At 71.9% G+C, this 15430-nt stretch carries 16 protein-coding genes and 1 pseudogene; 12 read left to right on the plus strand and 5 right to left on the minus strand.

Annotated features, from left to right (window positions below; translation table 11 throughout):
* Positions 1 to 255 precede the first annotated feature (255 nt).
* The gene (locus ACIQJT_RS28780; RefSeq protein ID WP_402648363.1) at positions 256 to 1887 is read left to right on the plus strand and encodes a phospho-sugar mutase; all 1632 of its coding nucleotides are present in this window, start codon (positions 256 to 258) and stop codon (positions 1885 to 1887) included.
* A gap of 218 nt (positions 1888 to 2105) precedes the next feature.
* Positions 2106 to 2231 (plus strand): annotated as a pseudogene (locus ACIQJT_RS28785) (MFS transporter); the annotation flags it as partial.
* A gap of 200 nt (positions 2232 to 2431) precedes the next feature.
* Here ACIQJT_RS28785 and ACIQJT_RS28790 read toward each other — a convergent pair.
* Complete coding sequence (locus ACIQJT_RS28790) at positions 2432 to 3103, minus strand: PH domain-containing protein (protein ID WP_402648366.1); 672 nt, start codon at positions 3101 to 3103, stop codon at positions 2432 to 2434.
* Between the two features lie 110 nt (positions 3104 to 3213).
* Here ACIQJT_RS28790 and deoC point away from each other — a divergent pair, with 110 nt between their 5' ends.
* Genes deoC through ACIQJT_RS28805 form a run of 3 tightly spaced genes read left to right on the plus strand, consistent with a single transcriptional unit; the run spans position 3214 to position 6501 of the window.
* Positions 3214 to 4173, plus strand: a complete 960-nt coding sequence (gene deoC / locus ACIQJT_RS28795) for a deoxyribose-phosphate aldolase (protein WP_365456201.1) — start codon at positions 3214 to 3216, stop codon at positions 4171 to 4173.
* Between the two features lie 5 nt (positions 4174 to 4178).
* Complete coding sequence (locus ACIQJT_RS28800) at positions 4179 to 5621, plus strand: aldehyde dehydrogenase family protein (protein ID WP_402648369.1); 1443 nt, start codon at positions 4179 to 4181, stop codon at positions 5619 to 5621.
* Entirely contained in the window at positions 5614 to 6501 is an 888-nt protein-coding gene (locus ACIQJT_RS28805) for an aldehyde dehydrogenase family protein (protein ID WP_402648372.1), read from the plus strand. Before ACIQJT_RS28800 ends, ACIQJT_RS28805 begins: the two co-directional genes overlap by 8 nt.
* Before the next feature lie 84 nt (positions 6502 to 6585).
* On the opposite strand, the gene ACIQJT_RS28810 is transcribed toward ACIQJT_RS28805, so the two are convergent.
* Entirely contained in the window at positions 6586 to 6981 is a 396-nt protein-coding gene (locus ACIQJT_RS28810) for a hypothetical protein (RefSeq protein WP_402648374.1), read from the minus strand.
* 60 nt (positions 6982 to 7041) lie between these two features.
* Between ACIQJT_RS28810 and ACIQJT_RS28815 the strand changes: the two genes are divergently transcribed.
* Positions 7042 to 7746, plus strand: a complete 705-nt coding sequence (locus ACIQJT_RS28815) for a uridine kinase (RefSeq protein ID WP_402648377.1) — start codon at positions 7042 to 7044, stop codon at positions 7744 to 7746.
* A 262-nt stretch (positions 7747 to 8008) separates the two neighbouring features.
* Here the strand turns inward: ACIQJT_RS28815 and ACIQJT_RS28820 are convergent, their stop codons facing one another.
* On the minus strand, positions 8009 to 8746 hold the full coding sequence (locus tag ACIQJT_RS28820) for a SigE family RNA polymerase sigma factor (RefSeq protein WP_053851937.1): 738 nt from the start codon (positions 8744 to 8746) through the stop codon (positions 8009 to 8011).
* Positions 8747 to 8976: 230 nt separating this feature from the next.
* On the opposite strand from ACIQJT_RS28820, the gene afsQ1 reads away from it, so the two are divergent.
* The 5 genes from afsQ1 to ACIQJT_RS28845 all read left to right on the plus strand — a co-directional run bounded on the left by afsQ1 (position 8977) and on the right by ACIQJT_RS28845 (position 12820).
* Complete coding sequence (afsQ1, locus tag ACIQJT_RS28825) at positions 8977 to 9654, plus strand: two-component system response regulator AfsQ1 (protein ID WP_053851936.1); 678 nt, start codon at positions 8977 to 8979, stop codon at positions 9652 to 9654.
* The gene (locus ACIQJT_RS28830; RefSeq protein ID WP_365455597.1) at positions 9651 to 11228 is read left to right on the plus strand and encodes a HAMP domain-containing sensor histidine kinase; all 1578 of its coding nucleotides are present in this window, start codon (positions 9651 to 9653) and stop codon (positions 11226 to 11228) included. The genes afsQ1 and ACIQJT_RS28830 overlap by 4 nt, the downstream gene beginning before the upstream one ends.
* Positions 11228 to 11881 carry a hypothetical protein gene (locus ACIQJT_RS28835; protein ID WP_402648861.1) on the plus strand — a complete coding sequence of 218 codons (654 nt, stop codon included), beginning with the start codon at positions 11228 to 11230 and terminating at the stop codon, positions 11879 to 11881. The genes ACIQJT_RS28830 and ACIQJT_RS28835 overlap by 1 nt, the downstream gene beginning before the upstream one ends.
* Positions 11882 to 11974: 93 nt before the next feature.
* Positions 11975 to 12526 (plus strand): VanZ family protein, encoded by a 552-nt coding sequence (locus ACIQJT_RS28840; protein ID WP_365455600.1) that lies wholly within the window; start codon positions 11975 to 11977, stop codon positions 12524 to 12526.
* A gap of 93 nt (positions 12527 to 12619) precedes the next feature.
* Positions 12620 to 12820 (plus strand): PspC domain-containing protein, encoded by a 201-nt coding sequence (locus tag ACIQJT_RS28845; RefSeq protein ID WP_020141249.1) that lies wholly within the window; start codon positions 12620 to 12622, stop codon positions 12818 to 12820.
* 82 nt (positions 12821 to 12902) lie between these two features.
* On the opposite strand, the gene ACIQJT_RS28850 is transcribed toward ACIQJT_RS28845, so the two are convergent.
* Together ACIQJT_RS28850 and ACIQJT_RS28855 are read right to left on the minus strand one after the other, a co-directional pair.
* The gene (locus ACIQJT_RS28850; RefSeq protein ID WP_053851933.1) at positions 12903 to 13259 is read right to left on the minus strand and encodes a hypothetical protein; all 357 of its coding nucleotides are present in this window, start codon (positions 13257 to 13259) and stop codon (positions 12903 to 12905) included.
* A gap of 137 nt (positions 13260 to 13396) precedes the next feature.
* Entirely contained in the window at positions 13397 to 14560 is a 1164-nt protein-coding gene (locus ACIQJT_RS28855) for an adenosine deaminase (protein ID WP_402648384.1), read from the minus strand.
* A 113-nt stretch (positions 14561 to 14673) separates the two neighbouring features.
* On the opposite strand from ACIQJT_RS28855, the gene ACIQJT_RS28860 reads away from it, so the two are divergent.
* Positions 14674 to 15429, plus strand: coding sequence for an alpha/beta hydrolase (locus ACIQJT_RS28860; RefSeq protein WP_365455607.1), 756 nt, complete (start codon positions 14674 to 14676; stop codon positions 15427 to 15429).
* Position 15430 lies beyond the last annotated feature (1 nt).

The following is a 15430-nucleotide window of genomic DNA, read 5'->3' on the forward strand; positions in this document are numbered from 1 at the left end:
GAGGGGACGGGGTGGGGGGTGTCCGCCCGCAGCGGCCGGCGTCCGTCACCGAGCCCTGCTCAAGAGACCGAGCCGCCGGACCGAGGACGGACACCCCCCACCCCGGCACCGACCCCAACCGCGCCGCACGCGCTGCACAAACCCCCACCAGAGCCGGGCAGGCCGCCGCAGGCATTCAGGGGCGCGGGGAACTGCGCGAAAACGCCCGCCCCCACCCACCCCGCAGACGACCGACAACGAGAGGCTGACCGAACCGTGCGAGACGATCTCACCGCCCGGGCCAGGACCTGGCTCGCCGAGGACCCCGACCCGGACACCCGCGACGAGCTCGCCAGGCTCATCGAGGCCGGGGACGTCACCGAGCTCACCGCCCGCTTCAGCGGCACCCTCCAGTTCGGCACCGCAGGCCTGCGCGGCGAACTCGGCGCGGGCCCGATGCGCATGAACCGCGCGGTCGTCATCCGGGCCGCCGCCGGCCTCGCCGCGTACCTGAAGAAGCACGGCAGCACCGACGGCCTCGTCGTCATCGGCTACGACGCCCGCCACAAGTCCGAGGACTTCGCCCGCGACACCGCGGCCGTGATGACCGGCGCCGGCCTGAGGGCGGCCGTCCTCCCCCGCCCCCTCCCCACCCCCGTCCTCGCGTACGCGATAAGGCACCTCGGCGCGGTGGCCGGCGTGGAGGTCACGGCCAGCCACAACCCGCCCCGCGACAACGGCTACAAGGTGTACCTCGGCGACGGCTCCCAGATCGTCCCGCCCGCCGACGCGGACATCGCGGCGGAGATCGACGCGATCACGTCCCTCAACGACGTCCCCCGCCCCGACTCCGGCTGGCAGACCCTCGACGACAGCGTCCTCGACGCCTACCTCGCCCGCACGGACGCCGTACTGGCCGCCGACTCCCCCCGCACCGCCCGCACGGTGTACACCGCGATGCACGGCGTCGGCAAGGACACCCTCCTCGCCGCGTTCGAACGGGCCGGCTTCCCCACCCCGGACCTGGTCGCGGAACAGGCCGACCCGGACCCCGACTTCCCGACCGTCGCCTTCCCCAACCCGGAGGAGCCCGGCGCGATGGACCTGGCCTTCGCGAAGGCAGCCGAGACGAACCCGGACCTGATCATCGCCAACGACCCCGACGCGGACCGCTGCGCGGTGGCCGTGAAGGAGGACGGCGCCTGGCGCATGCTGAGGGGCGACGAGGTGGGCGCCCTCCTCGCCGCCCACCTGGTGGCCCGCGGAGCGCGCGGCACGTTCGCCGAGTCGATCGTCTCGTCCTCCCTGCTCGGCAGGATCGCCGAGCAGGCGGGCCTCCCCTACGAGGAGACCCTCACCGGCTTCAAGTGGATCGCCCGCGTGGAGGGCCTGCGCTACGGCTACGAGGAGGCCCTCGGCTACTGCGTGGACCCCGAGGGCGTACGGGACAAGGACGGCATCACCGCGGCCCTCCTCGTCACGGAGCTGGCCTCCGGACTGAAGGAACAGAACCGCACCCTCACCGACCTCCTGGACGACCTCGCGGTGACCCACGGCCTGCACGCCACGGACCAGCTCTCGGTCCGCGTGGAGGACCTGTCGGTCATCGCCCGGGCGATGAAGCAGCTGCGCGAACACCCGCCGACCGATCTCGCGGGCCTCGCGATCACCAGGGCCGAGGACCTCACGCAGGGCACGGACAAGCTCCCGCCCACCGACGGTCTGCGGTACACGCTGGACGGCGCCCGGGTCATCGTCCGCCCGAGCGGCACCGAGCCCAAGCTGAAGTGCTACCTGGAGGTGGTCGTCCCGGTCGCCACCCACGCCGACCTCCCGGCGGCCCGCGCCAAGGCAACCGACCTGCTGACCGCGATCAAGCACGACCTGTCGGCCGCGGCCGGCATCTGAGCAGGAGCGGCCGCCGAGCGCCCCCTTCGCCGGCGGCCGCCACCCGAATGAACCGCCCGCTCACCGCGGCCTGCCCAGCGGCCCGGAGAACCTCCGCCGCCCCCACCGGCCCGCCCTGACCGCTGCGCCGCACACCCCGGACGGCGGAACAAACCGCCCGCCCGCACAAAGACCACACCCCAAGACGCGCACACCGCCGAAGACCAGCTGCGTGCGGTGGGGCAGGCCCGATCCCGCTGCTGTCGCTCCTCGCCGGCGCGTGGGTGGACGGACCGCGCACCCACACGGTGATGATCGTGTCGGACGCCGGCCGGGCCCTGGCCCTGGACGCCGCCACCCGCGCTCCTGGGCGCCGAGGCGCAGCGCGAGGTCGGCCTCCCCAAGACGCGCACCCCTACCGCCGCAGACCACGCCCCGAGGCACACACACCGCACCACCAAAGACCACACCCCAAGACGCGCACCCCCACCGTCAGATGCCGCACCCAGAAGCGCGCCCCCCACAGCCAAAAGAGACGCGCACCCCCACCGCCCCCGAACCCCCGCTACCCCACCGCCACCAGGATCGCCAGCAGCACCGCCCCGGCCACCGCCGGTCCCACGATCTCGTACGCCCACCGCACGGAGACCTCGCCCTGGGAGGTCTTCGCCTTCCCCCGGGCCTCCAGCATCTCGCGCAGTTCGTCCATGATCTTGTCGGTCTCGGCGCGGGTGGGCCCCTCGGGGACGGGCGTACGACCGCCGAAGCCGTCCGCCTGCATCCCGCCGCCGAACAGGCCGAGGCCCCTGCCGGAACGGCGGCCGTCGGACGGCCGGGCCGCCTGCTGGGCCGTCTGGCGGGCCGCCTTCTTGCGGCCGCGCAGGGAGACCGGGATCGCCCAGAGCTGGTACTTGGCGCCCGACTCGACGAACACCTCGTTCGAGTAGCCGGAGCGGAACATCTCGACCTGGCCCCACGGCACGACGATCACGCGGAACGGGTTGCGGATGCGCAGCCGGTCGTCGTTGGCGAAGACGGCCGGGCGCAGCGTGAACGCGACCACCAGCGGCACGACGAGGATCAGGACGGCGAGGGCGAGCCACGGGGTGCGGCCGGTGCCGGAGAGGACGGCGTCGACACCGAGCCAGCCGATGATGACGAGGAGGAGGAAGCCGCCGATCAGCGCCATGGGTGAGCGGTAGATGCGGTCCCTGGACTCGGGGGGTGCGGTCGTCATGAGGCCGATCCTAAGCGCCGTCCCGGTTCGCGACCGGGTGCGGGTGCCCGCAGAACCCGTTCTCCGGGGTGTACAGCCGCTACGCGCGTAGATATGCTCGTCTGGTGACCATGCCCACCACTGCATCAGCCGCACACCCGCTCACGGACGTGACCGCGTCCGACAGCACGCTGCGCCGGTTCCTCCACGGGCTGCCCGGCGTCGACGCGGTCGGCCTGGAGGCGCGCGCCGCCTCCCTCGGCACCCGTTCCATCAAGACGACCGCGAAGGCGTACGCGATCGACCTCGCCATCTCGATGGTCGACCTCACGACGCTGGAAGGCGCGGACACCCCGGGCAAGGTCCGGGCGCTCGGCGCCAAGGCGGTCCGCCCCGACCCGACCGACCGGACGACCCCCGCCACGGCCGCGGTCTGCGTCTATCCCGACATGGTGGCCGTCGCCAAGGAGGCCGTCGCCGGTTCCGGCGTGAAGGTCGCCTCGGTCGCCACCGCGTTCCCGGCCGGCCGCGCCGCCCTCGACGTGAAGCTGGCCGACGTGCGCGACGCCGTGGCGGCCGGTGCCGACGAGGTCGACATGGTCATCGACCGCGGGGCGTTCCTCGCGGGCAGGTACCTGAAGGTGTACGACGAGATCGTCGCCGTGCGCGAGGTCTGCGGGACCGACGCCCGGCTCAAGGTCATCTTCGAGACCGGCGAGCTGTCGACGTACGACAACATCCGCCGCGCGAGCTGGCTCGGCATGCTGGCGGGGGCGGACTTCATCAAGACGTCCACCGGCAAGGTCGCGGTGAACGCCACTCCCGCCAACACCCTGCTGATGCTGGAGGCGGTGCGCGACTTCCGTGCGCAGACCGGCGTCCAGGTGGGTGTGAAGCCGGCCGGCGGCATCCGTACGACCAAGGACGCGATCAAGTTTCTCGTCCTGGTCAACGAGACCGTCGGCGAGGACTGGCTGGACAACCACTGGTTCCGCTTCGGCGCCTCCTCGCTCCTGAACGACCTGCTGATGCAGCGTCAGAAGCTGGCCACCGGCCGCTACTCCGGCCCCGACTACGTGACGGTGGACTGATCACCATGACACCCGCATCCGCATTCGAGTACGCACCCGCACCCGAGTCCCGCTCGGTCGTCGACATCGCCCCCTCCTACGGGCTCTTCATCGACGGCGAGTTCGTGGAAGCCGCCGACGGCAAGGTCTTCAAGACCGTCTCGCCGTCCACGGAAGAGGTCCTGTCCGAGATCGCCCGGGCGGGCGAGGCGGACGTCGACCGCGCGGTGGCGGCCGCCCGCAAGGCCTTCGAGAAGTGGTCGGCGCTGCCCGGCTCCGAGCGCGCCAAGTACCTCTTCCGGATCGCCCGGATCATCCAGGAGCGCAGCCGTGAGCTCGCGGTCCTGGAGACCCTGGACAACGGCAAGCCGATCAAGGAGACCCGCGACGCCGACCTGCCCCTGGTCGCCGCGCACTTCTTCTACTACGCGGGCTGGGCCGACAAGCTGGAGCACGCCGGGTTCGGCGCGGCGCCGAGGCCGCTCGGCGTGGCCGGCCAGGTCATCCCGTGGAACTTCCCGCTCCTGATGCTGGCGTGGAAGATCGCCCCGGCGCTGGCGACCGGCAACACGGTCGTGCTGAAGCCCGCCGAGACGACCCCGCTGTCCGCCCTGTTCTTCGCGGACGTCTGCCGCCAGGCCGGCCTGCCCAAGGGGGTCGTCAACATCCTTCCCGGGTACGGCGACACGGGCGCCGCGCTCGTCGCGCACTCCGACGTGAACAAGGTCGCCTTCACCGGCTCCACCGCCGTCGGCAAGGAGATCGCACGGACGGTCGCAGGCACCCGCAAGAAGCTCACCCTCGAACTGGGCGGCAAGGGCGCCAACATCGTCTTCGACGACGCCCCGATCGACCAGGCCGTCGAGGGGATCGTCAACGGCATCTTCTTCAACCAGGGCCAGGTCTGCTGCGCGGGCTCCCGGCTCCTCGTCCAGGAGTCGATCCAGGACGAGCTCCTTGACTCGCTCAAGCGCCGGCTGTCCACCCTGCGCCTCGGCGACCCGCTCGACAAGAACACGGACATCGGCGCGATCAACTCCGCCGAGCAGCTCGCGCGGATCACCTCGCTCGTCGACCAGGGCAGGGCCGAGGGCGCCGAGCCCTGGTCCCCGGAGTGCGAACTGCCCTCCTCCGGCTACTGGTTCGCCCCGACGCTCTTCACGAACGTCACCCAGGCGCACACCATCGCCCGCGACGAGATCTTCGGCCCGGTGCTGTCGGTCCTGACCTTCCGCACCCCGGACGAGGCTGTCGCCAAGGCCAACAACACGCAGTACGGCCTGTCGGCGGGCATCTGGACGGAGAAGGGCTCGCGGATCCTGGCCGTGGCCAACAAGCTCCGGGCCGGTGTCGTCTGGTCCAACACGTTCAACAAGTTCGACCCGACCTCGCCGTTCGGCGGGTACAAGGAGTCGGGCTTCGGCCGCGAGGGCGGCCGCCACGGCCTGGAGGCGTACCTCGATGTCTGACCGACTTTCCGTGCTCAAGACCTACAAGCTGTACGTCGGCGGGAAGTTCCCGCGTTCCGAGAGCGGCCGGGTGTACGAGGTGACGGACTCCAAGGGCAAGTGGCTGGCGAACGCACCGCAGTCGAGCCGCAAGGACGCCCGTGACGCGGTTGTGGCCGCGCGCAAGGCGTTCGGCGGCTGGGCCGGCGCGACGGCGTACAACCGCGGCCAGGTCCTCTACCGCGTGGCGGAGATGCTGGAGGGCCGCAGGGCGCAGTTCGTCCACGAGGTGGCCGACGCCGAGGGCCTGTCGAAGTCGAAGGCGGCCGAGCAGGTCGAGGCGACGATCGACCGCTGGGTCTGGTACGCGGGCTGGACCGACAAGATCGCCCAGGTGGTGGGCGGCGGGAACCCGGTCGCCGGCCCGTACTTCAATCTGTCGTCCCCCGAGCCGACGGGCGTGGTGGCCGTGCTGGCCCCGCAGGAGTCGTCGTTCCTGGGCCTGGTGAGCGTCGTCGCCCCGGTGATCGCCACGGGCAACACCGCGGTCGTGGTGGCGAGCGAGAGGTCCCCGCTCCCGGCGCTGTCCCTGGGCGAGGTCCTGGCCACCTCCGACGTCCCCGGAGGCGTGGTCAACGTCCTGTCGGGCCGTACGGCGGAGATCGCGACCCCGCTCGCCTCCCACCAGGACGTCAACGCGATCGATCTGGCGGGCGCGGACGAGGTCCTCGCGAAGGAGCTGGAGATCGCGGCGGCGGACAACCTGAAGCGGGTCCTGCGTCCACAGCCTGTGGACGACTGGACGGCGACACCGGGCATCGACCGCATGACGGCGTTCCTGGAGACGAAGACGGTGTGGCACCCGACGGGCTCGCTGGGCGCGTCCGGCTCGGCGTACTGACACCGGGCCGCGACACCGCGGAGCCGCGCCCTCCCTCCGTCCGGGGAAGGCGCGGCTCCGTGCCGAAGGGGCCGCGGGTCCGGCTCAGTTGCCGGTCAGCCCCGTGACCAGCCCGACCACCGGCATGCTCCCGAACGACTGCGCCTGCGCGATCGGCCCGGTCACCGCCTGGGACGTCAGCGGCTGGAAGTCCGCCAACTGGGTTCCCAGCCCGTTGTCCAGCGGGTCCACGCCCGTCCCCGCGAGCGGGTTCGGCTTGAGTCCCGCGACCGGGCCGGTGACGTAGCCGACCGTGCCGGTGAGGGAGCGGAGCCCGGCCTGGGGGTCGATGTTGCCGAGCGAGGTGGGCCGGGTGTGCAGCACGTCGACGAGCGGCTCACTGTCCGCGGCGGCCGCCCCGGCAGCTGCGCCGAGTGCGACACCGGCGGCGGCGAGGGCGGTGAGCGTGCGCTGGGCGGTCGGGTTCGCTTGTCGGGCCATCGTTTCTGCCACCTTTTCCGTGCACTGGGTAATCGTGTCGGCACGAAGGGTAGTTGAGGTGTGACGCGCGCTTCAAAGCCAACCCGCGGGGTCGATGAACGGCGGGTGAATGCCTCACACTGGTGTCCCGTGAGTTCCCAACCTCCCCCGTCGACGCGAGTCGTGCTGCTCTGCGGCCCCTCCGGCTCCGGCAAGTCCCTGCTCTCGGCCCGCTCCGGACTTCCGGTCCTCCGGCTCGACGACTTCTACAAGGAGGGCGACGACCCGACGCTGCCGTTGGTCGAGGGGAGCTCCGACATCGACTGGGACCACCCCGGTTCGTGGGACGCGGACACCGCGGTGGCGGCGATCGTCGAACTGTGCCGCACGGGCCGTACGAAGATCCCGGTCTACGACATCTCGCTGAGCGCCCGCACCGGCGAGGAGTCCGTCGAGATGGACGGGACCCCGCTGTTCATAGCGGAGGGCATCTTCGCCGCCGAGATCGTCACCCGCTGCCGGGAGCTCGGGGTGCTGGCCGACGCGCTGTGCCTGAGCCGCGGGCCGGTGCGCACGTTCCGGCGCCGGTTCCTGCGGGATCTGCGCGAGGGCCGCAAGTCGGTGCCCTTCCTGCTGCGCCGCGGCTGGCGCCTGATGCGCCAGGAACGCACGATCGTCGCCCGCCAGACCGCCCTCGGCGCCCACCCGTGCGACAAGGACGAGGCCCTCGGCCGCCTCACCGCGGCGGCGGCGGGCTCCCGGCCGGCGACGACTCCGGCGGCCTGAACGCCGACGGCTGAACGCTGACGGCGCCTTCTCCGTCGTAGGAAGGGACCGCGCCGAGGCCGTCGGCGTCGGTGCCACGCCCTCCGGAGCGCGGCTCATGGAGGTCCGCCGGGAACATGAAGAAGCGGGACTGGACGGACCCCCCGGCCCTCCAGTCCCGCTTCTCGGTGCTCCCCCGTGATCCCCGTCGGTCCCCCCCCACGGGTACCCGCCCCCCAGCCGGTACCCCTGGTCCCCCGTTCCCTTGCCTTCCCCCCGGCCCTCAGGCGACGAGCTCCCCGAAGGCGTTCTCCTCGTCACGGCCGAAGCTGAGGACCTCGTCCTCGCGCAGGCGGCGCAGGGAGCGCCAGATGCTGGACTTCACCGTGCCGACACTGATGTCGAGGATCTCCGCGATCTCCGGGTCGGTGCGGCCCTCGTAGTAACGCAGGACCAGCATCGTGCGCTGGAGTTCGGGGAGCCGGGCGAGCGCCTGCCACAGGACCGCGCGCAGCTCGGTGCCGCGCATCGCGTCCGTGTCGCCGGGCGTCTCCGGCAGTTCCTCGGTCGGGTATTCGTTCAGCTTGCGGCGGCGCCACGCGCTGATGTGCAGGTTGGTCATGGTGCGGCGGAGGTAGCCCCCGACCGCGGCCTTGTCGCTGATCCGGTCCCACGCCCGGTACGTCGAGAACAGCGCGCTCTGCAACAGGTCCTCGGCCTCGAAGCGGTCACCGGTCAGGTGGTAGGCGGTGGCGTACAGGGAGGCGCGGCGCTCCTGGACGTAGGCGGTGAACTCCGCCTCCGACAGCGAGCGACGCTCCCCCGTGTCCTCCCTGTACGACGATCCCCCGTGCGTTTCCCCCGTGATGGTGTCAACCACCGACATGTACGCGGTGTGCTGACGCCCGGTGCCGCGAGCGCACCCCCGCCCGCTCACGGCACCGGACTTCTCGGAACCCCGGGTCACGTCGTGCAGCCGCGTGACCACTGCGCTGGTGCTGATGCTGTGCAGCGTGTTCATCTCGCGCCCCCCGTCGTGGACTTCCGGTGTTCGGTCTGCTCGGGCGGTGCTGCCTTGCCCGTGCCGAAAAGCTTGCCTCCGCACCTTCATGGCCGTGTCCGCCGACTGTCACAGACCTGTCACAGGGCCCGGTCCCAGGAATTGCACAGCGGGCCCACGGACGAGTGCCGTACGGACTGCCGTGTCCCCACAGGTCGAACCGCACCCCCTCCATGGGCCAGAATGAGCCCGTGCCTTCCCTGTTGCTGATCGAGGACGACGACGCCATCCGTACGGCCCTGGAGCTGAGCCTCACGCGCCAGGGCCACCGGGTCGCCACCGCTGCCACCGGTGAGGACGGCCTCAAACTGCTCCGTGAGCAGCGGCCGGACCTGATCGTGCTGGACGTGATGCTGCCCGGCATCGACGGGTTCGAGGTGTGCCGGCGCATCCGGCGCACCGACCAGTTGCCGATCATCCTGCTGACCGCGCGCAACGACGACATCGACGTGGTGGTCGGTCTGGAGTCCGGTGCCGACGACTACGTCGTCAAGCCGGTGCAGGGCCGGGTCCTGGACGCCCGGATCCGGGCCGTGCTGCGGCGCGGGGAGCGGGAGTCGAACGACTCGGCGTCCTTCGGCTCGCTCGTCATCGACCGCGCGGCCATGACCGTGACGAAGAACGGCGAGGACCTCCAGCTCACCCCGACCGAGCTCAGGCTGCTCCTGGAGCTGAGCCGGAGGCCCGGCCAGGCGCTGTCCCGCCAGCAGTTGCTGCGACTGGTGTGGGAGCACGACTACCTCGGCGACTCGCGCCTGGTGGACGCCTGCGTGCAGCGGCTGCGCGCCAAGGTCGAGGACGTGCCGTCGTCCCCGACGCTGATCCGTACCGTGCGGGGTGTGGGCTACCGGCTGGACACGCCTCAGTGACCGAAGCGCAAGGGGGGCTCCGCGGCTGGTTCGCGGCTCGCAAGGGAGTGTGGTCACGGCTGCGTTTCACCAGCCTGCGGCTGCGTCTCGTCGTCGTCTTCGGCCTGGTGGCGCTGACCGCCGCCGTGTCCGCGTCCGGCATCGCCTACTGGCTCAACCGCGAGGCGGTGCTCACCCGCGCCCAGGACGCGGTGCTGCGGGACTTCCAGCAGGAGATGCAGAACCGCGCCGGCGCCCTGCCCGAGGACCCCACGCAGGACGAACTCCAGCAGGCGGCGGGCCAGATGGCCGGCAGCAGCCAGCGCTTCAGCGTGCTGCTCGTGGCCTCCGACGCCAAGGGCCGCACGGTGTACGGCAATTCGGGCGCCCTGGACGGCTTCACTCTCCAGGACGTGCCCGTGTCGCTGCGCGAGGCGGTGAACGAGAAGCAGGAGGTCGACTCCGCCAACAAGTCCGCCTACCACCTGTACTGGCAGCGGACCGTCGACCACGACACCCCGTATCTGGTCGCCGGCACCCGTGTGATCGGCGGCGGCCCCACCGGGTACATGCTCAAGTCCCTGGAGCCCGAGGCAAAGGACCTCAACTCCCTCGCCTGGTCGCTGGGGATCGCCACCGGGCTCGCCCTGATCGGCTCCGCGCTGCTCGCGCAGGCCGCCGCGACGACCGTACTGAAGCCGGTGCACCGGCTGGGGGTCGCCGCCCGGCGGCTCGGCGAGGGCCGGCTGGACACCCGGCTCAGGGTGTCGGGCACCGACGAACTCGCGGACCTGTCACGGACGTTCAACTACGCGGCCGAGGCGCTGGAGAAGCGCGTCGAGGACATGGCCGCCCGCGACGACGCCTCCCGGCGGTTCGTGGCGGACATGAGCCACGAACTGCGGACCCCGCTCACCGCGATCACCGCCGTCACGGAGATCCTGGAGGAGGAGCTGGAGGCCGAGTCCGGTTCGATGGACCCGATGATCGAGCCGGCCGTGCGGCTGGTGGTCAGCGAGACCCGCCGGCTCAACGACCTGGTCGAGAACCTGATGGAGGTCACCCGCTTCGACGCGGGCACCGCCCGGCTGGTCCTCGACGACGTCGACGTGGCCGACCAGATCACCGCGTGCATCGACGCGCGGGCGTGGCTGGACGCGGTGGAGCTGGACGCCGAGCGCGGCATCCACGCCCGCCTCGACCCGCGGCGCCTCGACGTGATCCTGGCCAACCTGATCGGCAACGCCCTCAAGCACGGCGGCTCCCCGGTGCGGGTGGCGGTGCGCGCCGCGGACGACGAGGTGGTCATCGGGGTCCGCGACCACGGCCCCGGCATCCCCGAGGACGTCCTGCCGCATGTCTTCGACCGCTTCTACAAGGCCAGCGCCTCCCGCCCCCGCTCCGAGGGCAGCGGCCTCGGCCTGTCCATCGCGCTGGAGAACGCCCACATCCACGGCGGCGGGATCACCGCGGCGAACTCACCGGACGGGGGTGCCGTCTTCACCCTGCGGCTGCCACGGGACGCCTCGGCGCTGGCGGAACAGCTCACGGAGGCCAAGAAGGACGACGACGGGGCGAAGAAGGGGGAGGCGTGATGCACCGGGACGGACGACGCGCGCGCGGGGCCCGGATGGCGCGCGCCGGGCTGAAGGCGCGGCGGCTGCTGCCGCTCCCCCTGCTCGGTCTGCTGGTCGCCGGGTGCGGGATCCGGCCCACCGAGGTGCCCACCGACTTCGGCCCGGCGCCCTCCCGGGTGCTGTGTTCGCTGTCCGAGCCGGACGCCTCGCAGGAGGCCTCGCACGGTCTCGCCGTGCAGGTGTTCCTGCTGTGCGGGGCGTCGCTGGTGGCGGTCGACCGCAGTCTCAGGGTCCCGGACGGGACCGCCGACTCCGAGCGTCGGGTGCTGGTCGCACAGGGGCTCCTCGACCAGCTCGCCGAGACGCCGTCGACCGCCGAGCGCGAGGCCGGCTACCAGACGTACGTGCGGGGCGGCACGACCGTCAGCGGTCCGCGCCCGGGGGACCCCGAGGACACGCTCCGGCTGAGCACCCCGCCCACCGAGCTCTCCGCCTACGCCCTCGCCCAGGTCGTGTGCACCTTCTCCGACTCGGCCGCGGCCGAGGGCGACGGCTCCGTCATCCTCGGCGGCCCCTCGACCGCACCGCTGCGCCGCTACGACTGCACGGACGAGGTGCGCTCCCAGCCGGGCAGCCACCAGCCGCCGTCGACCGAGGTGACGGGCGGCTGACACGGGGGCGTCCACCGCGTGTGGCGCAGGCCTCACCCAGGTACCTCGGGGGGTTCCGGAACCGACCGTGCCGAGCGGGGCGTCTAGGGGATCGTGCAGCGTCAAGGCTTCGTGGGCGGCAATGCCGCCCTTCGCGTCCGTGTGGCAGGAGGTGCCCTCCTGGTCGCACACCTCGCGTTCGTCGCCTGGCTGACGCTGCGTCCGCTGGACGTGCCCTGGGTCGTCCCCGCCAACCTGCACCCCTTCGCCGGTATCCGCGCCGACCTCGCCCTCGGCGGGCGGGAGGCCGCCCGCCGGATCGGTGAGGGGCTCGCGCTCCTGGCCCCGCTCGGCTTACTGCTCCCGATGGTGCACGGCCGCCTGTGGGCCTCCCCGCTCGGCTCCCTCGTCCGCACCTGCGCCGCGGGCGCGCTGATCTCCCTCGGCATAGAGCTGCTCCAGACCGGCGTCCCCGGCCAGGTCGTCGACATCGACTCGCTGTTCCTGAACACCGCGGGCGTCGCGCTCGTCCACCTCGCGGTCGTGCCGGCGGTGCGCCACTCGCTCCGCCGCAGAACCGAGCGCCGAGGGCGTACGGCCGTCCGCCAGGAGGAGCCGGCTCAGGGTCGGACCCCGACGATTCCCAGGGTCGGGATCGCACCGTAGAGCGACGCTTTGTGCTGTTCGTCTCCGTAGCGTTGAAGACAGCTGGAAAGGGTCACTCGGACCCGGACCGTCGACGCTCACGAAGGAGCCGCAATGTCCCGCCTCGCCCGCCCCACCAACGGCCGCATGATCGGCGGAGTGTGTGCCGCGCTGGCACGGCGCTTCGGCACCTCCGCGACCACGATGCGCGTGATCTTCCTGGTGTCCTGTCTGCTGCCGGGCCCGCAGTTCCTGCTCTACATCGCGCTGTGGATCCTGTTCCCCTCGGAGGAGAAGGCGCAGACCGCCTGGTGACACCCCGGTGCACGTACGCCGGTGGGGCGCACCCCGTGATCTCGGGGTGCGCCCCACCGGCGCGTGCGGGAGGCGGCGGGTCTCAGCCGAGCGGCAGACCGTTCAGGCCGGTGCCGCTGCCGGGCAGGACCTGGCCGATCGGCAGGCCGCCGAGGAGGCCGGCGACGGGGCCGGTCGGGCCGTCGGCGAGGACCTTCTCGACGGCGGGCTGCGCGGCCGAGAGGCCGGTGCCCACCGCCGGCTGGGCCTGCGCCAGCGCCTCACCGGCGCCCGGCAGCGCCTTGGTGACGTTCTCGGTGGGGAGCCCCTGGGAGACGGAGCCGAGCGCCTGGCTCGCGTCCGGCATCGCCGGCGCGGCGTTCGCGGCACCCGCGCCGGCGGCGGCGAAGGCGGCACCGAGGGCGGCGACACCGAGGGTCTTGGCAGCAGACTGCTTCATGAAATGCGTCCTCGAAATGGGTTTACGGGATGTCAGCGGTCCACGACCGTAAACACGGGAACCCGCCCGCCGCAAACATCGAAATGCGGACGGATTGTGAACACCCGCCCGCACTCCGTACCCGAGGTTTTCCCCGGTCAGCCCTCTTCGTCCACAGAACCGCTGGTGGAGGCGGTCTGCTGGAACAGCCATTCGGACTTCAGCTCGGCATATCCGGGCTTGATGACGTCATTGATCATCGCGAGTCGTTCATCGAAAGGAATGAACGCTGATTTCATCGCATTGACGGAGAACCACTGCATGTCGTCGAGCGAATAACCGAACGCGTCGACAAGGTGCTCGAATTCCCGGCTCATGCTGGTGCCGGACATCAGCCGGTTGTCGGTGTTCACGGTGGCCCGGAAGTGCAGGCGCCGCAGCAGCCCGATCGGGTGCTCGGCGTACGAGGAGGCGGCCCCGGTCTGGAGGTTGGAGCTGGGGCACAGCTCCAGCGGGATCCGCTTGTCCCGGACGTAGGAGGCGAGCCGGCCGAGCTTGACCGTGCCGTCCTCGTGGACCTGGATGTCGTCGATGATGCGCACGCCGTGCCCGAGCCGGTCGGCGCCGCACCACTGGAGGGCCTGCCAGATGGACGGCAGCCCGAAGGCCTCGCCGGCGTGGATGGTGAAGTGGTTGTTCTCGCGCTTCAGGTACTCGAAGGCGTCGAGGTGCCGGGTGGGCGGGTAGCCGGCCTCCGCGCCCGCGATGTCGAACCCGACGACGCCCAGGTCGCGGTAGCGGTTGGCGAGTTCGGCGATCTCCAGGGCGCGGGCCGCGTGCCGCATGGCGGTGAGCAGGGCGCCGACGCGGATGCGGCGGCCGCCCGCCCTGGCCCGGCGCTCGCCTTCCCGGAAGCCCTCGTTGACGGCCTCGACGACCTCCTCGAGGGTCAGCCCCTTCTCCAGGTGCTGCTCGGGGGCGTACCGCACCTCGGCGTAGACGACACCGTCCTCGGCGAGGTCCTCGGCGCACTCGGCGGCCACCCGCACCAGCGCCTCACGGGTCTGCATGACGCCGACGGTGTGCGAGAAGGTCTCCAAGTAGCGTTCCAGCGAGCCGGAGTCGGCGGCCTCCCGGAACCAGACGCCCAGCCGGTCCGCGTCGTCCTCGGGAAGCGCGGTGTACCCGGTCTCCCGGGCGAGGTCGACGACCGTGCCGGGGCGCAGCCCGCCGTCGAGGTGATCGTGCAGCAGAACCTTGGGTGCCCGGCGGATCTGGTCCGGGCTCGGGGAGTTCCTCATCCGGTCAGTCTGGCTCGTCATCCTGGCACTGTAACTCCTACGCGCGTAGAGAGCGCGCTGTACGAATCCGCCGATACGTAACGGTGACCGCCCCGCCCCGTGTCGTACACCCCGGCTTCTGACACTGTTCTGTCATGGCACAGCAAGCGACGCCGGTGCGCAGCGCCCGACTGGGCAGGACCCTCGGCCGGGAGCCGGCGGCGGTGAGCGGAGTGGTGCTGCTCCTTCCAAGCGGCGACGAGACCTCTCTGCGCAGACCCGCCTCCATGCGACTGCCCTCCGCCGTACGGGCGTTGGGACGACGGCTCGCCCGCGCGGGGCACGCCGAGGGGCTCGCGGCCCATCTGGTGCACTACCGCTACCGCGGGTGGAACGGCGGCGAGGCGCATCTCGCGCACGACGCGACCTGGGCCGCCGACGAGGTCGTACGGCGTTACGGCGACGTCCCCGTGTCCCTGGTCGGCGTGGGCATGGGCGGGCGGGCGGCGCTGCGCGCGGGCGGGCACGAGGCCGTCAACTCCGTGGTGGCCGTCGCCCCTTGGCTGCCCGAGGAGGACGTGGCGGCCGCCCCCGAGCCGGTCAGGCAGCTCGTGGGGCGCCGGGTGCTGATCGTGCACGGGACCAACGACCGGCAAGTCGACCCCGAGTTGTCGTTCCGGCTCGCGACCCGGGCGAAGAAGGCGAACCGGGAGGTGTGCCGGTTCGAGGTGCATGCCGACGGGCACGGGTTGCACCAGTACCGGGCCGAAGTACAGGCGCTGGCCGAGGACTTCGTGATGGGGGCGCTGTTCGGGCGGGTGCTGTCCCGGCCGGTCCAGGACGCGCTGGCCGCGCCTCCGCCGCTGGGGCTGCGGATGCCGCTCGCCTCCGGGTTCGGGCGGCGGCGGTAGC

The sequence above is a fragment of the Streptomyces sp. NPDC091972 genome (assembly GCF_044756385.1).
Classification (GTDB): domain Bacteria; phylum Actinomycetota; class Actinomycetes; order Streptomycetales; family Streptomycetaceae; genus Streptomyces.